The organism is Sphingopyxis sp. USTB-05, from assembly GCF_023822045.1.
Classification (GTDB): Bacteria; Pseudomonadota; Alphaproteobacteria; order Sphingomonadales; family Sphingomonadaceae; genus Sphingopyxis.
The window spans coordinates 4,286,700-4,303,342 of sequence record NZ_CP084712.1 but is presented as its reverse complement, the minus strand read 5'-3'; the positions used below and the strand labels follow the sequence as shown (position 1 = coordinate 4,303,342).

Genomic DNA, 16,643 nt, shown 5'->3' with positions numbered 1-16,643 from the left:
ACGAAACTTGCAATATCGGGAACTCGGAGACAGCGGAATCAAGGTGTCGGCGATCTGCCTTGGCAGTTGGCTGACCTATGGCGTCGGCGTCGATGATAGCGAAGGCCGCGCGTGCGTCGATGCGGCGTTCGATTCGGGCATCAATTTCATCGATACCGCGAATATCTATGGCACCGGTGCCGCCGAGGAATTTCTGGGACGGGCGCTGAAGGATCGTCCGCGCGATTCCTATGTTCTCGCGACCAAGCTGTTCTTTCCGATGACCGAAACCGACCGTGGCCTGTCGGCACCGCAGGTCGCGAAGCAGATCGACGCGAGCCTGAAACGGCTCCGCACCGATTATGTCGACCTGTATCAATGCCACCGCTATGACAATGACACGCCGATCGAGGAAACGATGGAAGCGTTGTCGGAGGTGGTCCGCAGCGGCAAGGCGCGCGCGATCGGCTTTTCCGAATGGACCGCCGAACAGATACAAGGCGCACTCGACCTCGTCCCCCCGAACGTCAAATTCACGTCGAGCCAGCCGCAATATTCGATGCTCTATCGCAAGCACGAACCGAGCGTCTTTCCGCTGTGCATCGAAAACGGCATCGGTCAGATCGTATGGTCGCCGATGGCGCAGGGCGTGCTCAGCGGCAAATATAAGCCCGGCGCCGCGCCGCCCAACGACAGCCGCGCGACGAGCGACGATGCGCATTATATGCGCCATTTCCTGACCGATCCGGTTCTCGAAGCGGTGCAGAAGCTGGCACCCGTCGCGGCGCGTGCGGGATGCAGCATGGCGCAGTTCGCGATCGCGTGGGTGCTCGCCCAGCCAGGGATCACCAGCGCGATCATCGGCGCGCGCAACCCGGCGCAGCTTAAGGAAACGGTCGTCGCGGGCGATCTGACGATCGATCCGGCCTTGCTCGCCGAAGCCGACGCGATCCTGAAAGAGGTCATCATATGGTAGCACATGGGTTCAACACGGCGCGGCTCGATCGCATCCCCGCCTTCCTCGAGGCCAAATATGTGGGTCCCGGTCGCCTGCCGCACGCCGCGACTTTGGTGTCGCGCCGCGGCGAGATCGCGCACCAGTCGGTCATCGGCGAAGCGCGGCCGGGCGAGGCGCTGAAAGAGGATGCGATCTTCCGCATCGCGAGCATGACCAAGCCGATCACCAGCGTCGCCTTCATGATGCTGGTCGAGGAAGGCAAGGTCGCGCTGTCGACCCCGCTCGCGAAATTCTGCCCGGAGTTCAACGATACCGGCGTCTTCGTCGCGGGCGGCGGCAATGTCCCATTTCTGACGCGTCCGCCGACGCAGCCGATCCGCATGGTCGACCTGCTGCGCCATACCGCGGGGCTGACCTATGGCTTTCAGGAACGCACCCCGGTCGATGCGGCATATCGCAAGGCGCGGATCGACGATTTCGACGCCGATTACACGATGGACAGCTTCATTGCCGATCTGGCGAAGATTCCGTTGCAGTTCGACCCCGGCGCGCACTGGAATTATTCGATGGCGACCGACGTGCTCGGCGCGGTGATCGAGCGCATCGAGGGCAAGCCGTTCGCGCAGGTGTTGCAGGAGCGCATCTTTGGCCCGCTCGGCATGGTCGACACCGGCTTCAAGGTGCCCGCCGACCAGCAACACCGACTGGCCGATGCCTATGCCTTCCATCCCAAAGAGGTGAAACAGGATTTCGACAGCGGGGCCAAGAGCCGCTGGGCGAAGGATCGCAGCTTTCATTCGGGCGGCGGCGGGCTCGCCTCGACGCTCCACGATTATCACCGCTTCTGTCTGATGCTGCTCGGCGGCGGCAAGCTTGGCGATACGCGGATCATCAGCCGCAAAACGCTCGACCTGATGACATCGAACCATCTGCCCGGCGGCGGCGACCTGACACAGCACAGCGTCGGCATCTTTTCCGAGGATGAGAATGCCGGAGTGGGTTTCGGGCTCGGATTCGCAGTGACCCTCGACCCGGCCGCCGCCGGCATTCCGGGCTCGACCGGCGATTATTATTGGGGCGGCATGTTCTCGACCGGCTTTTTTGTCGATCCGGTCGAAGAGATTTGCATGGTCTTCATGACCCAGCTCATGCCCTCCTCCACCTATCCCGTGCGGCGCGAGGTCAAGACCCTGGTCCACGCCGCGATCGACGATTGAAATTGCAACACCGTTTTCCGTTCGCCGCGCGCGGACGGGCTCAAGATTGAAGGAGTCTCCCATGTCCGAAGAAACCCCCGTCAGCGTCACGCTGGAAAAGGACGGCAATGTCGCCGTCATCATCGTCAACAATCCGCCCGTCAACGCGCTGAGCTGGCACGTCCGCCAGGGCCTCGAAGATCATTTCGGCGCGGCGCTGGCCGATGACAGCGTCGAGGCGATCGTGCTGCGCTGCGCCGGCGGCACCTTCATCGCGGGCGCCGACATCAGCGAATTCGGCAAGCCGCCGCGCGGCCCCGATTTCAACGCCGTGCTCAACAGCATCGAAGCCGCATCGAAGCCGGTGGTCGCCGCGATTCACGGCACCGCACTGGGCGGCGGGCTGGAGACGGCTCTTGTCTGCCATTACCGCGTCGCGGTGCCCTCGGCGAAGCTCGGCGTCCCCGAAGTGAAGCTCGGCCTGTTGCCCGGTGCAGGCGGCACGCAGCGCCTGCCGCGCGTCGTCGGGGTCGAAGCCGCCGCGACGATGACCTCGACCGGCGATCCGCTGCCCGCCGCGAAGGCGAAGGAACTCGGCCTGGTCGACGAGTTGGCGGGCGAAGACAGCCTTGCCGCCGACGCCATCGCCTTTGCGCGCGCGAAGATCGCCGACGGTCCGCGTCCGACGCGCGAACGCCCGGTGTTCGGCGATGTCGCGGTGATCGAACAGCTCAAGACGGCTAACGCCAAGCGCTGGCGCGGGTTCGAGGCGCCTTACGCCAACCTCGCCTGCGTCGAAGCCGCGACGCGCCTGCCCTTCGAAGAAGGGCTGGCGTTCGAGCGCGAGCAGTTCATGAAGCTGATGTTCGGCAGCCAGTCGGCCGCCCAACGCCACATCTTCTTCGCCGAACGTCAGGCCGCAAAGATCGACGGCCTGCCCAAGGACACGCAGCTGCGCGACATCAAGAAAGTCGGCGTGATCGGCGCCGGCACGATGGGCGGCGGTATTTCGATGAACTTCCTGCAGAAGGGCATCCCCGTCACGATCGTCGAGATGGCACAGGACGCACTCGACCGCGGCGTCGGCGTGATCCGCAAGAATTACGACGCCTCGGCCGCGAAGGGCCGCTTCAAGCCTGAGCAGGTCGACCAGATGATGGGCCTGCTGACGCCAAGCCTCAGCCTTGACGATCTGGCCGATTGCGACCTGATCATCGAGGCGGTCTATGAGAATATGGACGTCAAGAAGGACATCTTCGGCAAGCTCGACAAGATCGCCAAGCCCGGCGCCATCCTTGCGTCGAACACCAGCTATCTCGATGTCGATGAAATCGCGACCGCGACGAGCCGCCCCGGCGACGTGCTCGGCATGCACTTCTTCTCGCCCGCCAATGTGATGAAACTGCTCGAGGTCGTGCGCGGTGAAAAGACCGCACCCGACGCGCTGGCCACCGCGATGGCGATCGGCAAGAAGATCGGCAAGGTCGCCGTGGTCGCGGGCGTTTGCGACGGCTTTATCGGCAACCGCATGCTGAAGCCGCGCCAGTTCGAAGCGATGAAGCTGCTGCTCGAAGGCGCGACGCCGGCACAGGTCGACAAGGTCCATGTCGAATTCGGCATGCCGATGGGCCCGTTCCAGATGAGCGACCTTGCCGGGGTCGACATCGGCTGGCACCGCGACCCGAACCGGATCGAAAGCATCCGCGACGCGCTCGCCGCCGAGGGCCGCTGGGGCCAGAAGAAGCAGGCAGGCTTCTATGACTATGACGACAAGCGCAATCCGTCGGAAAGCCCGCGCGTCGCCGAGATCATCGAAGAGTTCCGCAAGAAGGCGGGAGTCGAAAAGCGGGAGATCACCGATCAGGAGATCATCGAGCGCACGCTGTATCCGATGGTCAACGAAGGCGCTCTGATCCTCGCCGAAGGCAAGGCGCAGCGCGCGTCGGACATCGATGTCGTCTGGATCTATGGCTATGGCTGGCCGGTGTATCGCGGCGGCCCGATGTTCTGGGCGGGGCTTGAAGGCACCGACAAGATCGTCGCGGCGCTCGAGAAGCATGGATTTACCATCGCGCCGCTGCTGAAGGAAAAGGCAGACGCGAAGTCGGGTTTCTAAACCCAATTTCGCTTACGAAGATATGGCCGCTTGTCCCGACGCGGGGCAGGCGGCCTTTCTTTTGCCTTCGCACCATCGCAGGTGCGACCGGAAACTTGCGATTCAGGGTTAAAGCGCTGGCAAGACCTGCCGTTAGGGCAGAGCATGAACGCCATGTCCGCCCTCGCCGTCCTTCTGCTTGCCGGCACCGCTCCGGCCGCCGCGCCCGTGGCACCGCAGGTCACCGCTGTTGCGGTGGCACGGGCACGCATTTTGGCGCCTGCTGAGATACGGCGCGTCGATGGACGGATCGAAGTCCGCACCGGTCAGCGTGGCGCCCCTACGCAAGTGCATCGCACCGAACGCCGCGATGGCGGCGAAACGGCGGATTTTTACTGATCAAGCGCCCGCTTTCGCATCGGAATCTATTCCTTTGCGAAGCAATATGCTGTTCCCCGGCGAAAGCCGGGGCCCATGCGAGGTCGCGCCGTGCCTTCTGGGCCCCGGCTTTCGCCGGGGAACAGTCTTGAGTTCGAACGGAATTTTACGCCCGGTTAGGCTTGCAGCGTCTGGATGATCGCCGAAAAGTCGCGGCCGTCCTTGTCGGCTTCGACAAAGGCTTCGTACAGTTCGCGCGCTTTCGCCCCCATCGGCACGTCGGCATCGACGCTCGCCGCCGCTTCCATCGCGAGGCGCAGATCCTTGAGCATCAAGGCCGCGGCGAACCCACCCTTGTAACCATTGTCGGCGGGGGTCGTCGGACCGACGCCGGGCAGCGGCGCATAGCTGGTCAGCGACCAGCACTGCCCCGACGACACGCTCGCAATGTCGAAGAATTTCTGCGGGTCGAGCCCGAGCTTCTGCGCCAGCGCCAGCGTCTCGCACGTTGCGACCATCGATGCGCCGAGCAGCATATTGTTGCAGATTTTCGCGCCCTGCCCCGCGCCCGCGTCGCCGGCGTGAATCACCGCCTTGCCCATTTTGGCGAGGATCGGTTCGGCGCGCGCAAAGCCTTCGTCGGTGCCGCCGACCATGAAGGTCAGCGTGCCCGCATTGGCGGCCGCGATGCCGCCCGACACCGGCGCATCGACCGCGACCAGGCCCTTGGCAGTCGCGGCTTCGATATTCGAGCGCGCGGTCGCAACGTCGATCGTCGAGCAGTCGAGGAGCAAGGTGCCCGGCCCGGCATTCGGAAAGACGTCGCTTTCATAGACCGACGCGACATGCTTGCCCGCGGGGAGCATCGTCACCACGGCCTCGGCGCCGGTCACGGCTTCGGCTGTCGACGCGGCACGCGAACAGCCAGCTTCGACGGCGCGCGCGAGCGCTTCTCCGCTGAGGTCGAAGGCGCGCACCTCATGGCCCGCCTTCGCCAGATTTGCGGCCATGCCGCCGCCCATATTGCCGAGCCCGATAAATGCGATTTTCATGTCAGCGACCCTTCCACACGCCTTCGCGCTTTTCGATGAAGGCGGCCATTCCTTCTGCCTTGTCTTCGGTCGCGGCGAGAATCTGGAACAGGCGGCGTTCGTAGATCAGCCCTTGGTCAAGCGTCGTTTCGAACGCGGCGTTGACCATGTCCTTGTTCACCATCGCGGCCATCGGCGGCATTGCGGCAATCGTCGTCGCGGTCTTCACCGCTTCATCGACCAGCGCCGCATGTTCGACGACGCGGGCGACGAGGCCCGAACGCTCGGCCTCGGCGGCATCCATCATTCGGCCCGTGAGGCACATCTCCATTGCCTTCGCCTTGCCGATCGCGCGCGTCAGTCGCTGCGACCCGCCCATGCCCGGCGCGACGCCAAGCTTGATTTCGGGCTGGCCGAACTTCGCCTTGTCCGACGCGATGATGAAGTCGGCCATCATCGCCAGCTCGCAGCCGCCGCCCAGCGCGAAACCGTTCACCGCGGCGATCCACGGCTTGCGGACCTTCTTCACGAAATCGCTCGTCCATTTCGAGAAGAAATCTTCGAGGTAGAAATCGGACGCCGGCTTATCGGCCATTTCCTTGATGTCGGCGCCCGCCGCGAAGGCCTTGTCGCCCGAACCGGTGAGGACGGCGCAGCGCTGGCCGGGGTCGGCTTCAAACGCCGCAAAGGCTGCGATCAGATCGTCAAGCACGCCCGAGTTCAGCGCATTGAGCGCCTGCGGGCGGTTGAGCGTCACCAAGGTGACGGCCCCGCGCGTTTCGACGAGGAGGGTTTCGTAAGTCATTCGGCAATCTCCGGATTTTCGTCATGCCGGACTTGATCCGGCATCCCGCTTTGCGACGTCGAAGAAGCGGGGGCCCGGACCAGGTCCGGGGTGACAAAGGTTGGGGGGCAAGGGTCAGCTAAGCGGCGTCCATTTCTCGGCTTCGGGCAGCGGCGCAAAGATCGCATCGATCCAGTCGTCGGTGACCGCCTCGGCGGTCGGGGGATTCCACTTCGGGCTGTTGTCCTTGTCGACGATCAGCGCACGTACGCCCTCGATGAAATCATGCATCGCGACAACGCGGCTGCCGATCGCATATTCCTGCGTCATCTGCGCTGCGAAGTCGTGCATTTCGCCGCCTTCCTTGAGCTGGCGCAGCGCGACCTTGCACGTCTGCGGCGATTTGCCGTGCAGCGTCGCGAGTTCCTTGATCGCCCATTCGCCGCCATCGGCTTCGAGCGCGCCGAGGATATCCTCATAGGTGTCGCTCGCGAACAGGCGGTTGATCCGTTCGATATGCTGGGTGATCGCCGCAGGCGGCGCGGTAACCGACAGTTCACCCAATATGCCGCCGATGCGGGTCGGGTCGACCGCGATCCGCGCCTTCGCGTCGGCGAGCTTTTCCGAGGGCAGATAATGGGTCGCAAGGCCGAGCGCGAGGCACTCGGCGCCGTCGAGCCGCGCACCGGTGAGTGCGAGATAGGCGCCGACGCGCCCTTCCAGCCGCGGCAGATACCAGCCGCCGCCGACGTCGGGGAACAGGCCGATCCCCGTTTCCGGCATCGCAAAACGTGTGTGCTCGGTCGCGACACGATATTTCGCCGGCTGCGAAATGCCGACTCCGCCGCCCATCGTGATGCCGTCCATGAACGCGACGACGGGCTTGGGATAAGTGAAGAGCAGATGGTTGAGGCGATATTCGGTGTGGAAGAACAGGCGCGCTTCCTTGCCGTCCTTCGCCCCGCTTTCCGCGAGCATGCGGATGTCGCCGCCGGCGCAGAAACCGCGGCCCTCGCTATGGTCGATGATCACCGCCTCGACCGCGTCGTCATCCCGCCATTTCACGAGAGCGTCGATCATCGCGTCGCACATCGGCAGGTTCAGCGCATGGATCGCCTTCGGACGATTGAGCGACAAGCGGCCGACGCGGACGTCGGTCGAGATCAGGACATCGTCAGTTATATTGGTGGTCATTGGCGCAGCAGGTCCCTTCCGACGATCATCCGCATCACCTGATTGGTGCCTTCGAGGATCGAATGGACGCGCAGGTCGCGCCAGAAACGTTCGATCGGATAGTCGCGAAGATAGCCATAGCCGCCGAACAACTGGAGCGCGTCGTTGACGATCTTGCTGCCATTGTCGGTCGCGAGCCGCTTCGCCATCGCCGAGAAGCGCGACTTGTCGGGCGCATTCGCGGTGACCTTTGCGGCCGCGAGATACAGCAAGGCGCGCGACGCTTCGAGATCGGTCGCCATATCGGCGAGGGTGAATTGCGTGTTCTGGAAATCGGCGATCGGCTGCCCGAACTGTTGCCGGTCCTTGCTATAGGCGATCGCCTCGTCGAGGCAGCGCTGTGCGCCGCCCAGGGAGCAGGCGCCGATGTTGAGGCGGCCTCCGTCGAGCCCCGCCATCGCGAAGCGAAAGCCGTCGCCCTCGGCACCGACCAGATTTTCCACCGGCACGCGGCAATCCTCGAAGATCACCTGCGCCGTGGGGGAAGCGTTCCAGCCGAGCTTTTTCTCGGGCGCACCGAAGCTGAGGCCCGGCGTGTCCTTTTCGATGACGAGGCAGCTTATGCCCTTCGACTTTTCTTCCGAGGTACGGACCATGCAGACATAAATGTCGTTATAGCCCGCGCCCGAGATGAACTGTTTGGTGCCGTTCAGGACATAATGGTCGCCGTCCTTCTTGGCGGTCGTCTTGAGCGCGGCGGCATCCGAGCCCGAGCCCGGTTCGGTCAGGCAATAGCTCGCGATTTTTTCCATGCTGACGAGTTCGGGCAAGAAGCGCGCCTTGATCTCGGCCCCGCCGAAGCGGTCGATCATCCAGGTCGCCATATTGTGGATCGAGACATAGGCGCTGGTCGCGGGACAGCCATAGGCCATCGCCTCCATGATCAGCGCCGCCTCGAGCCGGCCAAGGCCGATGCCGCCCGATTCCTCCGCGACGTAAATGGCGCCGAAGCCGAGCTCGCCCGCGGCCTTCCACACCTCGACGGGATAATGGCTTTTCTCGTCCCATTCGGCGGCAAAGGGCGTGATGCGGTCGGCGGTGAATTTGCGCGCCATATCCTGGATGGCAAGCTGGTCGTCGGTAAGCTGGAACTGGTCGGTCATGGTCACTTCTCGATAATAGCTTCGGCTTCGATTTCGACTTTCCATTCGGGACGGATCAGCGCGGGCACAACCAGCATCGTCGATGCCGGACGCACATTTTTGAATGCCGATCCGTGCGCGCGCCCGACAAGGTCGGCGTCCGCGGCGTCGGTGATATACATGCGCGTGCGCACGACATCGGCGAAGCTGCCGCCGAGCGCTTCCAGCGCTTCGCCGATGATCGCGATGCAGCGCGCCGCCTGTGCCCCGGCGTCGCCGGGGGTCGAGCTGCCATCGGGCTCGATCGGCGCGCAGCCCGCGACGTCGATGCGGTTCCCCACCCGAACCGCGCGGCTGTAGCCATAGACGGGTTCGAACGGGGATGCCGAGCTATGGTTGCGACGGCTGGAATCAGCCACAGGTGACCTGCGTGATCTTATAGGCGTCGTCGTACATGACGTTCACGCGATCGACACGATAATCCATCGTCATCGCCGAGCGCGGTGGGCCCCAGCGCAGTGTGCGGGCGCCCGCGGCTTTCAGGATCGCGCCGCCGAGATCGGGGGTCGCGGTCTGACCGACATAGGATTGCGCGGCGTCGGCCTTGCACGTCATTTCGGCTTCGGGCGGCGGTGGGGTCGATTCGACGGGTGTCCGTTCCTGCGTACAAGCCGCAAGCGGCAGAACGGCGGCAATTGCGAGCAAGCGAATGTCCATCGTATGTCTCCCTTTCTAAAAAGCCGTCATCCGGCGCAGCGCGTATAGCGCATCGCGCCCGCCACGGCACCCTCGCCGGAGTCGCGGCGGACGAGCGTCTTGCCGCCGTCGTCAAGGTCGAGCAGCATCCTGCGATCCCATTCGACACCTTCGCCGCTGAACCGAAAATCGGCGACGATACGGACCGCGTCGCTCTGGCGAACACGCGCCAGTTCGCCGTGCGATTCGTAGAAGCGCAGGTTCGTCGCATCAATCGTCAGCGCCGTGAGATCGGTGCCCTTTCTTGCCGTGCAGTCGGCCACCTTGAGCGCCCAGCGGCCGCGGATCGCGGGCGGAATCGTCTTGCCGTCGGCCTTGATCGAAACGTCCGGTTTGGCAGGTGCTTCGTCTGCAGCTTTGGGCAGGTCCGCGTCGACCACCGCGCCGGAGGGTTCGGCGGGCGCCGAGCGTTCGGCCTTTTGCAACGGGCCGATCGTCGCGGTCGCCTCGGGGCCCGATTCCTCGTCCTTGCCGCCGCTGCACGCGCCAAGAAAAAGCGTCGCAGCAAGTATAACCCGGTGCCTCATCGTCAACCTCCTTGCGGCGCCGACCATATGTCGGCGCCGTCAGGAGAAGAATGCCCGATGGCCGAGCCGGGTTTCATGCGTTCGCCCGTCAGCCCATCGTCGGGATGACAAAGGCGTTGCCGCCGTCGGGCGACCCGTCGGGCCAGCGCGCCGTTACGGTCTTGACCTTGGTCCAGAACTTTACGCCTTCCATGCCGTGCTGGTTGGTGTCGCCGAACGCAGAGCGTTTCCAGCCGCCGAACGTATGATAGGCGACCGGCACCGGGATCGGTACGTTGATCCCAACCATGCCGACATTGACGCGCGCGGCGAATTCGCGCGCGGCATGGCCGTTGCGCGTAAAGATGGCGACGCCATTGCCATACTGGTGCTTGCTGGGGAGTTCGAGCGCGGTTTCGAAATCGGGCGCGCGGACGATCTGCAGCACCGGGCCGAAAATCTCTTCCTTGTACGATTCCATATCGGTCGTGACATGGTCGAACAGCGTCGGCCCGACGAAGAAGCCCTTTTCGTGACCCTGCAAGGTAAAGCCGCGGCCGTCGACGACCAGTTCGGCGCCTTCATCGGCGCATTTCGCGATCCAGCCCTCGACCTTTTCCTTGTGCGCCTGCGTCACCACGGGGCCGTAATGCGCCTCGGCATCGGTCGAAACGCCAACGCGCAGCGCCTCGATCGCGGGAATCAGCTTCTCACGCAGACGGTTCGCGGTGTCCTCGCCCACGGGAACCACGACGGGCAGCGCCATGCAGCGTTCGCCCGCCGAACCGAAGGCCGCGCCGGTCAGGTCGTTCACCACCTGGTCGAGGTCGGCGTCGGGCATGACGATGCCGTGGTTCTTCGCGCCGCCCATCGCCTGCACGCGCTTGCCGTTCGAAACACCGCGGTTGTAGACATAATGCGCGATGTCCGACGAGCCGACGAAGCTGACCGCGCCGATGTCGGGATGGTCGAGGATCGCGTCGACCATTTCCTTGTCGCCATGAACGGTCTGGAAAATGCCTTCGGGCATGCCCGCCTCGAGGAACAGTTCCGACAGGCGGACGGGGACTGACGGATCGCGCTCGCTGGGCTTCAGGATGAAGGCGTTGCCGACCGCAGTCGCGACGCCGCCCATCCACAGCGGGATCATCGCGGGGAAGTTGAACGGAGTGATGCCCGCGCCGATACCGATCGGCTGACGCATCGAATAGACGTCGATGCCGGGACCGGCGCCCTGCGTATATTCGCCCTTGAGCACATGCGGTATGCCGCAACAGAATTCGATGACTTCAAGCCCACGCTGAATGTCGCCCTTCGAATCGGCGATGACCTTGCCATGTTCGTTCGACAGCATCTCGGCGAGCTGGTTCATATTCGCTTCGACGAGGCGTTTGAATTCGAACATCACGCGCGCACGGCGCTGCGGGTTGGTCGCGGCCCATGCGGGCTGGGCGGCTTTGGCGGCGGCAACGGCGCGGTCGAGTACGGCGCGGTCGCCGAGCGCAACCTGCGCCTGCACGCCGCCGTTGTTGGGGTCCAGGACGTCGGCGAAGCGGCTGCTGCCGCCGGCGCCGCCGACGATGTGATGGTCGATCTGTCGCATGTTCGAATCTCCCGTAAAATCTTGCCGCTGCCACAGACCAGTTACGGCACGATTGCAAGGGATAGACTTGCAGCATTATCCTGCATATTTGCAGCATATGGACTGGGACAAGCTGCAATATTTCCTGTTCGTCGCGCGCCACGGCACGCTCGCGCGGGCCGGCGCGGCGCTGCATGTCGATGCGACGACGGTCAGCCGTCAGGTCAGCGCGCTCGAAGCGGCGCTTCAACAGACTTTGTTCGAACGCGCGCCGACGGGTTTCGTCCTGACCGCGGCGGGCCGGGCGCTCGTTCCGCACGCCGAAGCGATGGCGGCAGCGGCGGCGCGCATCCATATGGCGCCGGACGGCGGGTCGACGCTGTCGGGGCAATTGCGCGTGAGCGTGTCCGAAGGCTTCGGCAACAGCTTCATCGCACCGCGCCTCGGGGGCTTCGTCGCCGCGCATCCCGAGCTTGAGATCGACCTTGTCGCCTCGTCGGGCTTCCTCAATCCATCGCGGCGCGAGGCCGATATGGCGGTGCTGCTCGCACGGCCGCGCAAGGGTCCGCTGATCACGCGCAAGCTGTCGGACTATAGCCTGGGCCTTTATGCCCCCGCCGACCGGCGCGACTGGCAGGAGGCGGTGGTCGCCGCGCCGCTCTCACGCGCGGGCATTCCTGTCATCGGATATATGCCGGACATACTTTACGCGCCCGAACTCGATTATCTGGGCGAGATCGAACCGGGGCTGCGCGCCAATGTACGCTCGTCGTCCATCCTCGCACAGCGGCGGATGATCGCGGGCGGCGCAGGTGTCGGGGTGCTGCCCTGTTTCCTTGCCGCGGGCGATCCCGCATTGGTGCGCGTTCGGCCCGAGCAGACGGTCGCGCGCGCCTTCTGGCTCGCGCTCCACCGTGACGTTGCGCCGCAGCCGCGCATCCGGGCATTTATCGACTGGCTCGATGCCGAGGTGCGCGAGAGCCGGGGGTTGCTGGTGCCAACCTAGATCGGGCGCCAGTCGGAGGAGAGCAGGCCGCTGTCGCCGAACAGGCGCTCCATCGCATCGGGGCCCGCCGCCGCGTCGCGCAGCTTGTCCGCGAGTGGATCGTCGATCGGATGGTCGCTGCGCAGGAAGGCGATCCAAGCCGCAACCGCGGCTTCGAGCGACGGGCAGCGCTGCCCGCGCGCCTGATGCCACGCCAATGTTTCGAGCCAGCGCTGCGGGATCTTCTGGCTGCCGTCCATCGCGATCTGGATCAGCCGGTGGTGGAGCGCGGGATTGGCGAAACGGTCGATCAGCGCACCGGCATAAGCGGTCAGATCTTGCCCAGGCGCCGCGTCGATCGTCGGCGCGGCCTCGTCCAGCATCAACCGTTCAATGACGGGGCGGATCGCGGGATCGGCGATCGCCTGATGCACGAACTCATGGCCTTGCCCGATCCCGATATAGGCGAGCGCCGAATGCGCACCGTTGAGCATGCGCAACTTTGCAGTCTCATAGGGCGCGACATCGGCAACCAGTTCGGCACCGACATTTTCCCAGCGCGGACGCGGGCCGGCAAAGTCATCCTCGATCACCCATTGGCTGAAGCCTTCGGTAACGACCGCACCCTCGTCGCGCACGCCGAGCGCGGCTTCGACCGCCGCGCGATCGGCGTCGGTCGTCGCGGGGACGATGCGATCGATCATCGTCGCAGGACAAGTGCATTCGCCGTCGAACCATGCCGATAAATCGAGGTGATAGGCGGCAAGATATTCGCGCATCAACCGGCGCAGCACCGCGCCATTGCCGGCGAGGTTGTCACAACTGAGCAACGTAACGCCGCCGAGGCCGGCCGCCTTGCGTGCAGCAAGACCAGCGGCAACGAACCGGTAGAGGCTCGCCCCGCCGACCGCCGCAGCGAGGTCGAGCGACCCGTCGGCACGGCGCAGATAGCCCTTTTCGGTCACGGTGAAGCTGACGATATGCGTCGTCGGCGCCGCGATGGCGTCGATGACGGCCTGCGGATCGTCGGCCGCAACGAGCACCTTCTGCACCGCGCCGATCAGCCGCAACCTGGCCCCTGCCGTGCTGCGCGTGCTGACCGTGTATAGCCCGTCCTGCGGGTTAAGCTGCGCCGCGACGTCGCCCGATCGCAGCGACACCCCGACGATGCCCCAGTCGCGGTCGCCCGCAGCCATCGCATCGTCGGTGTAGACCGCCTGATGCGCGCGGTGGAACGCGCCGATGCCGATATGGACGATCCCGGGCGCCTGCGCGCCGCGGTCATAGCCCGGCGCCTGGACCGACGCCGCGAGCGGCGTTTGCGCTGACAGTCTCACAGCTTGTACGCGGCCTTGGCGAGATTGTAGCTGAGGTCGGTGGCGAGCTCCGCCGCCTCCCACTCTTCCATCCGATGCTCGGCGACAAGCTGCGCGAGGAAGCCGCAATCGATTCGCCGCGCGACATCGTGGCGCGCGGGGATCGACAGGAAGGCACGCGTATCGTCGTTGAAGCCGACTGTATTGTAGAAGCCCGCCGTCTCGGTCATCTGGTTCCGGAAACGACGCATCCCCTCCGGGCTGTCGTGGAACCACCAGGCCGGGCCAAGCTTCAGCGCCGGATAGTGACCCGCGAGCGGCGCGAGTTCGCGCGCATAGCTCGTCTCGTCCAACGTGAAGAGGATGATCGTCAGCGCGGCTTCATTGCCATAACGCCCGAGCAACGGGCGCAGCGCATGGACATAGTCGGTGCCCGTGGGGATATCGGCGCCCTTGTCGCGGCCATAATGCTCGAACAACCAGGGATTATGGTTGCGGAATGCGCCGGGGTGGATCTGCATCACCAGCCCGTCGTCGAGGCTCATTCCCGCCATCACGGTCAGCATATGCGCGCGGAACAACTCGGCGTCGGCGGCGCTGACGTCGGGAGCGGTCACACGCGCGAACAGTGCTTCAGCCTCGGCATTCGACAGGTCGGCGGTTGCGGCGGTCGGATGACCATGGTCGGTCGAGGTCGCGCCCATTTCGGCGAAGAAGGCGCGACGATTGCGGTGCGCGGCGAGATAGCCGGCGTAGCTGAACGCATCCTCGCCCGACAAATCGGAGAAACGTTTCAGATTATCGCGAAAGCCCTCGAACTCGGGATCGACGACGGGATCGGGGCGGTAGGCGGTGATGACGCGGCCGCCCCATTCGCCGCTGGCATTGGCGGCGCGGATCACGCCGTGGTGCTCGAGCGTATCGATCGGGCTCTCGGTCGTCGCGATCACCTCGATCCCGAAACGGTCGAACAGCGCGCGCGGGCGAAAGGCATCGGTCGCGAGCGCTTCGGTGATGCGGTCGTAATAGAGGTCCGAAGTCTCGGCCGAGAATTGCACGTCGAAGCCGAACGCTTCGGCAAACACCCAGTCCATCCACATCCGCGACGGGGTGCCGCGGAATAGATGGTAATTCTGCGCGAAGATCCGCCAGCTTTCGCGCGGGTCGGCGTCGCGGTTCCGGATACCCAGATCATCGAGCGAAACGCCCTGCGAATAGAGCATCCGGAACACATAATGGTCGGGGTGGAGCAAAAGCTCCGCCGCGTTGCCGAAATGGGCATTGCCCGCGAACCAGCTTGGGTCGGTATGTCCGTGCGGGCTGATGATCGGCAGGCCCGCCACTTCCCTATAGAGTCGGCGCGCGATGTCGCGCTGCGCCGGATCGGACGGGAAGAGGCGGTCGGGGGAGAGGACCAGCGGACGAGGCATGGATCAGGCTTTGCTTTCTACGGTGACCGGCGCGAGGCGCGGGCTAAGGATGTGGATCGCCAGCACGGCAAGGAAATAGACGACGGTACAAGCCGCGAAGATGAGCGTGTAATTGCCCCCCGTCGCGTCGAGCACGAGCCCGGTCGACTTCGCCATGATCATGCCGCCGACACCGCCCGCGAAGCCGCCGAGCCCGATCACCGAGCCGACCGCACGTTTCGGGAACATGTCGGGCGGGATCGAGAGGATCGTCGACGAAAAGGCCTGATGCCCCGCGAGCGCGATGCCGATCAGCACGACCGCGAGCCACATATTGTCGAGCCCGGAGACGAACAGCAAAGGCAGCACGCAGCAACCCGCGCCGAGCATCGTCGCCTTGCGCGCGAAATTGACGCTGTGCCCCGTCTGGATCAATTTCGACGATACCCAGCCGCCAAGGATGCTGCCGACGTCGGAGAGCAGATACATGATGATCATCGGCAGCAGCACGACCTTCAGATCGACATTATAGGTGGTGCTGAAATATTTGGGCAGCCAGAAGAGCATCAGGAACCATACCGGGTCGGTGAGGAACTTGCCGGTCGCATAGGCCCAGGCTTCGCGCTTGGTGACGATGGCGCCCCAGCCGAGGCGCTCGATCTTTTCGGGGGGATCGTGCTCGATCCACGCGAGTTCGGCGTCGCTGACCTTCCCGCTTTCGCGTGGGTTGCTGTAGAGCCAGAGCCAGAGCAGCAGCAGAATGATGCCGAAGGCGCCGGTGTAGATGAAGGTCTGACGCCAATCGAAGCCCATCCAGACCATGAAAAGCCAGATTGTCGGCGCGGTCAGGATGACGCCGATCGTCGTCGCGCTGTTGACCCAACCGATCGCGTAGGAGCGTTCCTTTTGCGGAAACCATTCGCTCGACGCGCGGACGACCGACGGAAAATGACCCGCCTCGCCCACGCCGAGAATGACGCGTGCCGCCATGAAAGAGGCGACCGACCCCGCAAAACCATGCGCGATATGACCGATCGTCCAGATTGAAATGGCGATGCTGTACCCGATCTTGGGCCCGAAACGGTCGATCAGCCAGCCCATGAGCAAAAAGCCGAGCGCATAGGCAGCCTGAAATGCGGTGACGATGTTGCCATAGTCATTCTCGCTCCACCCAAGCTCGGTGCCGAGCGTCGGGGCGAGCAGGCCGAGCATGGTGCGGTCGATATAATTGACCGTGGTCGCGGCAAACAGCACCGCGACGATCAGCCAGCGATAGCGGCCGGACCTTGGCACCGGCGCCGCCGTACCTCCGTCCGCGAATGCCTGTGCCATAAACCTCTCCCGTTATGTTGC

The 16,643-nt window shown here is 64.4% G+C and carries 15 protein-coding genes and 1 pseudogene; 5 read left to right on the top strand and 11 right to left on the bottom strand.

The genetic code is table 11. The features are described 5' to 3' along the window. Window positions 1-7: 7 nt before the first annotated feature. From KEC45_RS19935 to KEC45_RS19920, 4 genes are all read left to right on the top strand, one after another. Complete coding sequence (locus KEC45_RS19935; protein WP_062186009.1) at window positions 8-955, top strand: aldo/keto reductase family protein; 948 nt, start codon at window positions 8-10, stop codon at window positions 953-955. Beyond that, window positions 949-2,154, top strand: a complete 1,206-nt coding sequence (locus tag KEC45_RS19930) for a serine hydrolase (RefSeq protein ID WP_252171259.1) — start codon at window positions 949-951, stop codon at window positions 2,152-2,154. The genes KEC45_RS19935 and KEC45_RS19930 overlap by 7 nt, the downstream gene beginning before the upstream one ends. Window positions 2,155-2,215: 61 nt before the next feature. Continuing rightward, window positions 2,216-4,249, top strand: a complete 2,034-nt coding sequence (locus tag KEC45_RS19925) for a 3-hydroxyacyl-CoA dehydrogenase NAD-binding domain-containing protein (RefSeq protein WP_062186013.1) — start codon at window positions 2,216-2,218, stop codon at window positions 4,247-4,249. Window positions 4,250-4,402: 153 nt separating this feature from the next. Then, a complete protein-coding gene (locus KEC45_RS19920) occupies window positions 4,403-4,627 on the top strand; it encodes a hypothetical protein (RefSeq protein ID WP_238586783.1) in 225 nt (74 codons plus the stop codon). A 155-nt stretch (window positions 4,628-4,782) separates the two neighbouring features. Here the strand turns inward: KEC45_RS19920 and mmsB are convergent. The 8 genes and pseudogenes from mmsB to KEC45_RS19880 form a co-directional block, all read right to left on the bottom strand. Beyond that, a pseudogene (gene mmsB, locus KEC45_RS19915) lies at window positions 4,783-5,664 on the bottom strand (3-hydroxyisobutyrate dehydrogenase); the annotation flags it as partial. Then, window positions 5,660-6,442: an enoyl-CoA hydratase-related protein gene (locus KEC45_RS19910; protein ID WP_062186019.1), complete on the bottom strand. Its 783-nt coding sequence runs from the start codon at window positions 6,440-6,442 to the stop codon at window positions 5,660-5,662. The pseudogene mmsB and the gene KEC45_RS19910, both read right to left, overlap by 5 nt. Window positions 6,443-6,556: 114 nt before the next feature. Continuing rightward, window positions 6,557-7,615 (bottom strand): enoyl-CoA hydratase/isomerase family protein, encoded by a 1,059-nt coding sequence (locus KEC45_RS19905; protein ID WP_062186021.1) that lies wholly within the window; start codon window positions 7,613-7,615, stop codon window positions 6,557-6,559. Continuing rightward, window positions 7,612-8,757: an acyl-CoA dehydrogenase family protein gene (locus KEC45_RS19900; protein WP_062186023.1), complete on the bottom strand. Its 1,146-nt coding sequence runs from the start codon at window positions 8,755-8,757 to the stop codon at window positions 7,612-7,614. Before KEC45_RS19900 ends, KEC45_RS19905 begins: the two co-directional genes overlap by 4 nt. 2 nt (window positions 8,758-8,759) lie before the next feature. After that, window positions 8,760-9,155 (bottom strand): RidA family protein, encoded by a 396-nt coding sequence (locus tag KEC45_RS19895; RefSeq protein ID WP_062186026.1) that lies wholly within the window; start codon window positions 9,153-9,155, stop codon window positions 8,760-8,762. Then, a complete protein-coding gene (locus tag KEC45_RS19890) occupies window positions 9,148-9,453 on the bottom strand; it encodes an I78 family peptidase inhibitor (RefSeq protein ID WP_062186028.1) in 306 nt (101 codons plus the stop codon). Before KEC45_RS19890 ends, KEC45_RS19895 begins: the two co-directional genes overlap by 8 nt. A 26-nt stretch (window positions 9,454-9,479) precedes the next feature. Continuing rightward, window positions 9,480-10,019, bottom strand: a complete 540-nt coding sequence (locus KEC45_RS19885) for a hypothetical protein (RefSeq protein WP_062186030.1) — start codon at window positions 10,017-10,019, stop codon at window positions 9,480-9,482. Window positions 10,020-10,107: 88 nt separating this feature from the next. Further along, window positions 10,108-11,601: a CoA-acylating methylmalonate-semialdehyde dehydrogenase gene (locus KEC45_RS19880; RefSeq protein ID WP_062186032.1), complete on the bottom strand. Its 1,494-nt coding sequence runs from the start codon at window positions 11,599-11,601 to the stop codon at window positions 10,108-10,110. 97 nt (window positions 11,602-11,698) lie between these two features. Between KEC45_RS19880 and KEC45_RS19875 the strand changes: the two genes are divergently transcribed. Next, the gene (locus KEC45_RS19875) at window positions 11,699-12,586 is read left to right on the top strand and encodes a LysR family transcriptional regulator (protein ID WP_062186034.1); all 888 of its coding nucleotides are present in this window, start codon (window positions 11,699-11,701) and stop codon (window positions 12,584-12,586) included. Here KEC45_RS19875 and KEC45_RS19870 read toward each other — a convergent pair. The 3 genes from KEC45_RS19870 to KEC45_RS19860 are packed head-to-tail and all read right to left on the bottom strand — an operon-like array spanning window position 12,583 to window position 16,622. Beyond that, window positions 12,583-13,902, bottom strand: coding sequence for a mannitol dehydrogenase family protein (locus tag KEC45_RS19870; protein ID WP_062186036.1), 1,320 nt, complete (start codon window positions 13,900-13,902; stop codon window positions 12,583-12,585). The genes KEC45_RS19875 and KEC45_RS19870 overlap by 4 nt on opposite strands. Beyond that, on the bottom strand, window positions 13,899-15,311 hold the full coding sequence (gene uxaC / locus KEC45_RS19865; RefSeq protein WP_062186038.1) for a glucuronate isomerase: 1,413 nt from the start codon (window positions 15,309-15,311) through the stop codon (window positions 13,899-13,901). Before uxaC ends, KEC45_RS19870 begins: the two co-directional genes overlap by 4 nt. A 3-nt stretch (window positions 15,312-15,314) precedes the next feature. Continuing rightward, window positions 15,315-16,622, bottom strand: a complete 1,308-nt coding sequence (locus KEC45_RS19860) for an MFS transporter (RefSeq protein ID WP_062186040.1) — start codon at window positions 16,620-16,622, stop codon at window positions 15,315-15,317. Window positions 16,623-16,643: the final 21 nt, after the last annotated feature.

Excerpts from the sequence above, each read along its gene's own strand:
- KEC45_RS19910 (WP_062186019.1), bottom strand. The coding sequence starts at position 6,442 with ATGACTTACGAAACCCTCCTCGTCGAAACGCGCGGGGCCGTCACCTTG.
- KEC45_RS19920 (WP_238586783.1), top strand. The coding sequence starts at position 4,403 with ATGTCCGCCCTCGCCGTCCTTCTGCTTGCCGGCACCGCTCCGGCCGCC.
- KEC45_RS19905 (WP_062186021.1), bottom strand. The coding sequence starts at position 7,615 with ATGACCACCAATATAACTGACGATGTCCTGATCTCGACCGACGTCCGC.
- KEC45_RS19925 (WP_062186013.1), top strand. The coding sequence starts at position 2,216 with ATGTCCGAAGAAACCCCCGTCAGCGTCACGCTGGAAAAGGACGGCAAT.
- KEC45_RS19900 (WP_062186023.1), bottom strand. The coding sequence starts at position 8,757 with ATGACCGACCAGTTCCAGCTTACCGACGACCAGCTTGCCATCCAGGAT.
- KEC45_RS19930 (WP_252171259.1), top strand. The coding sequence starts at position 949 with ATGGTAGCACATGGGTTCAACACGGCGCGGCTCGATCGCATCCCCGCC.
- KEC45_RS19860 (WP_062186040.1), bottom strand. The coding sequence starts at position 16,622 with ATGGCACAGGCATTCGCGGACGGAGGTACGGCGGCGCCGGTGCCAAGG.
- KEC45_RS19890 (WP_062186028.1), bottom strand. The coding sequence starts at position 9,453 with ATGGACATTCGCTTGCTCGCAATTGCCGCCGTTCTGCCGCTTGCGGCT.
- KEC45_RS19875 (WP_062186034.1), top strand. The coding sequence starts at position 11,699 with ATGGACTGGGACAAGCTGCAATATTTCCTGTTCGTCGCGCGCCACGGC.
- KEC45_RS19885 (WP_062186030.1), bottom strand. The coding sequence starts at position 10,019 with ATGAGGCACCGGGTTATACTTGCTGCGACGCTTTTTCTTGGCGCGTGC.
- uxaC (WP_062186038.1), bottom strand. The coding sequence starts at position 15,311 with ATGCCTCGTCCGCTGGTCCTCTCCCCCGACCGCCTCTTCCCGTCCGAT.
- KEC45_RS19880 (WP_062186032.1), bottom strand. The coding sequence starts at position 11,601 with ATGCGACAGATCGACCATCACATCGTCGGCGGCGCCGGCGGCAGCAGC.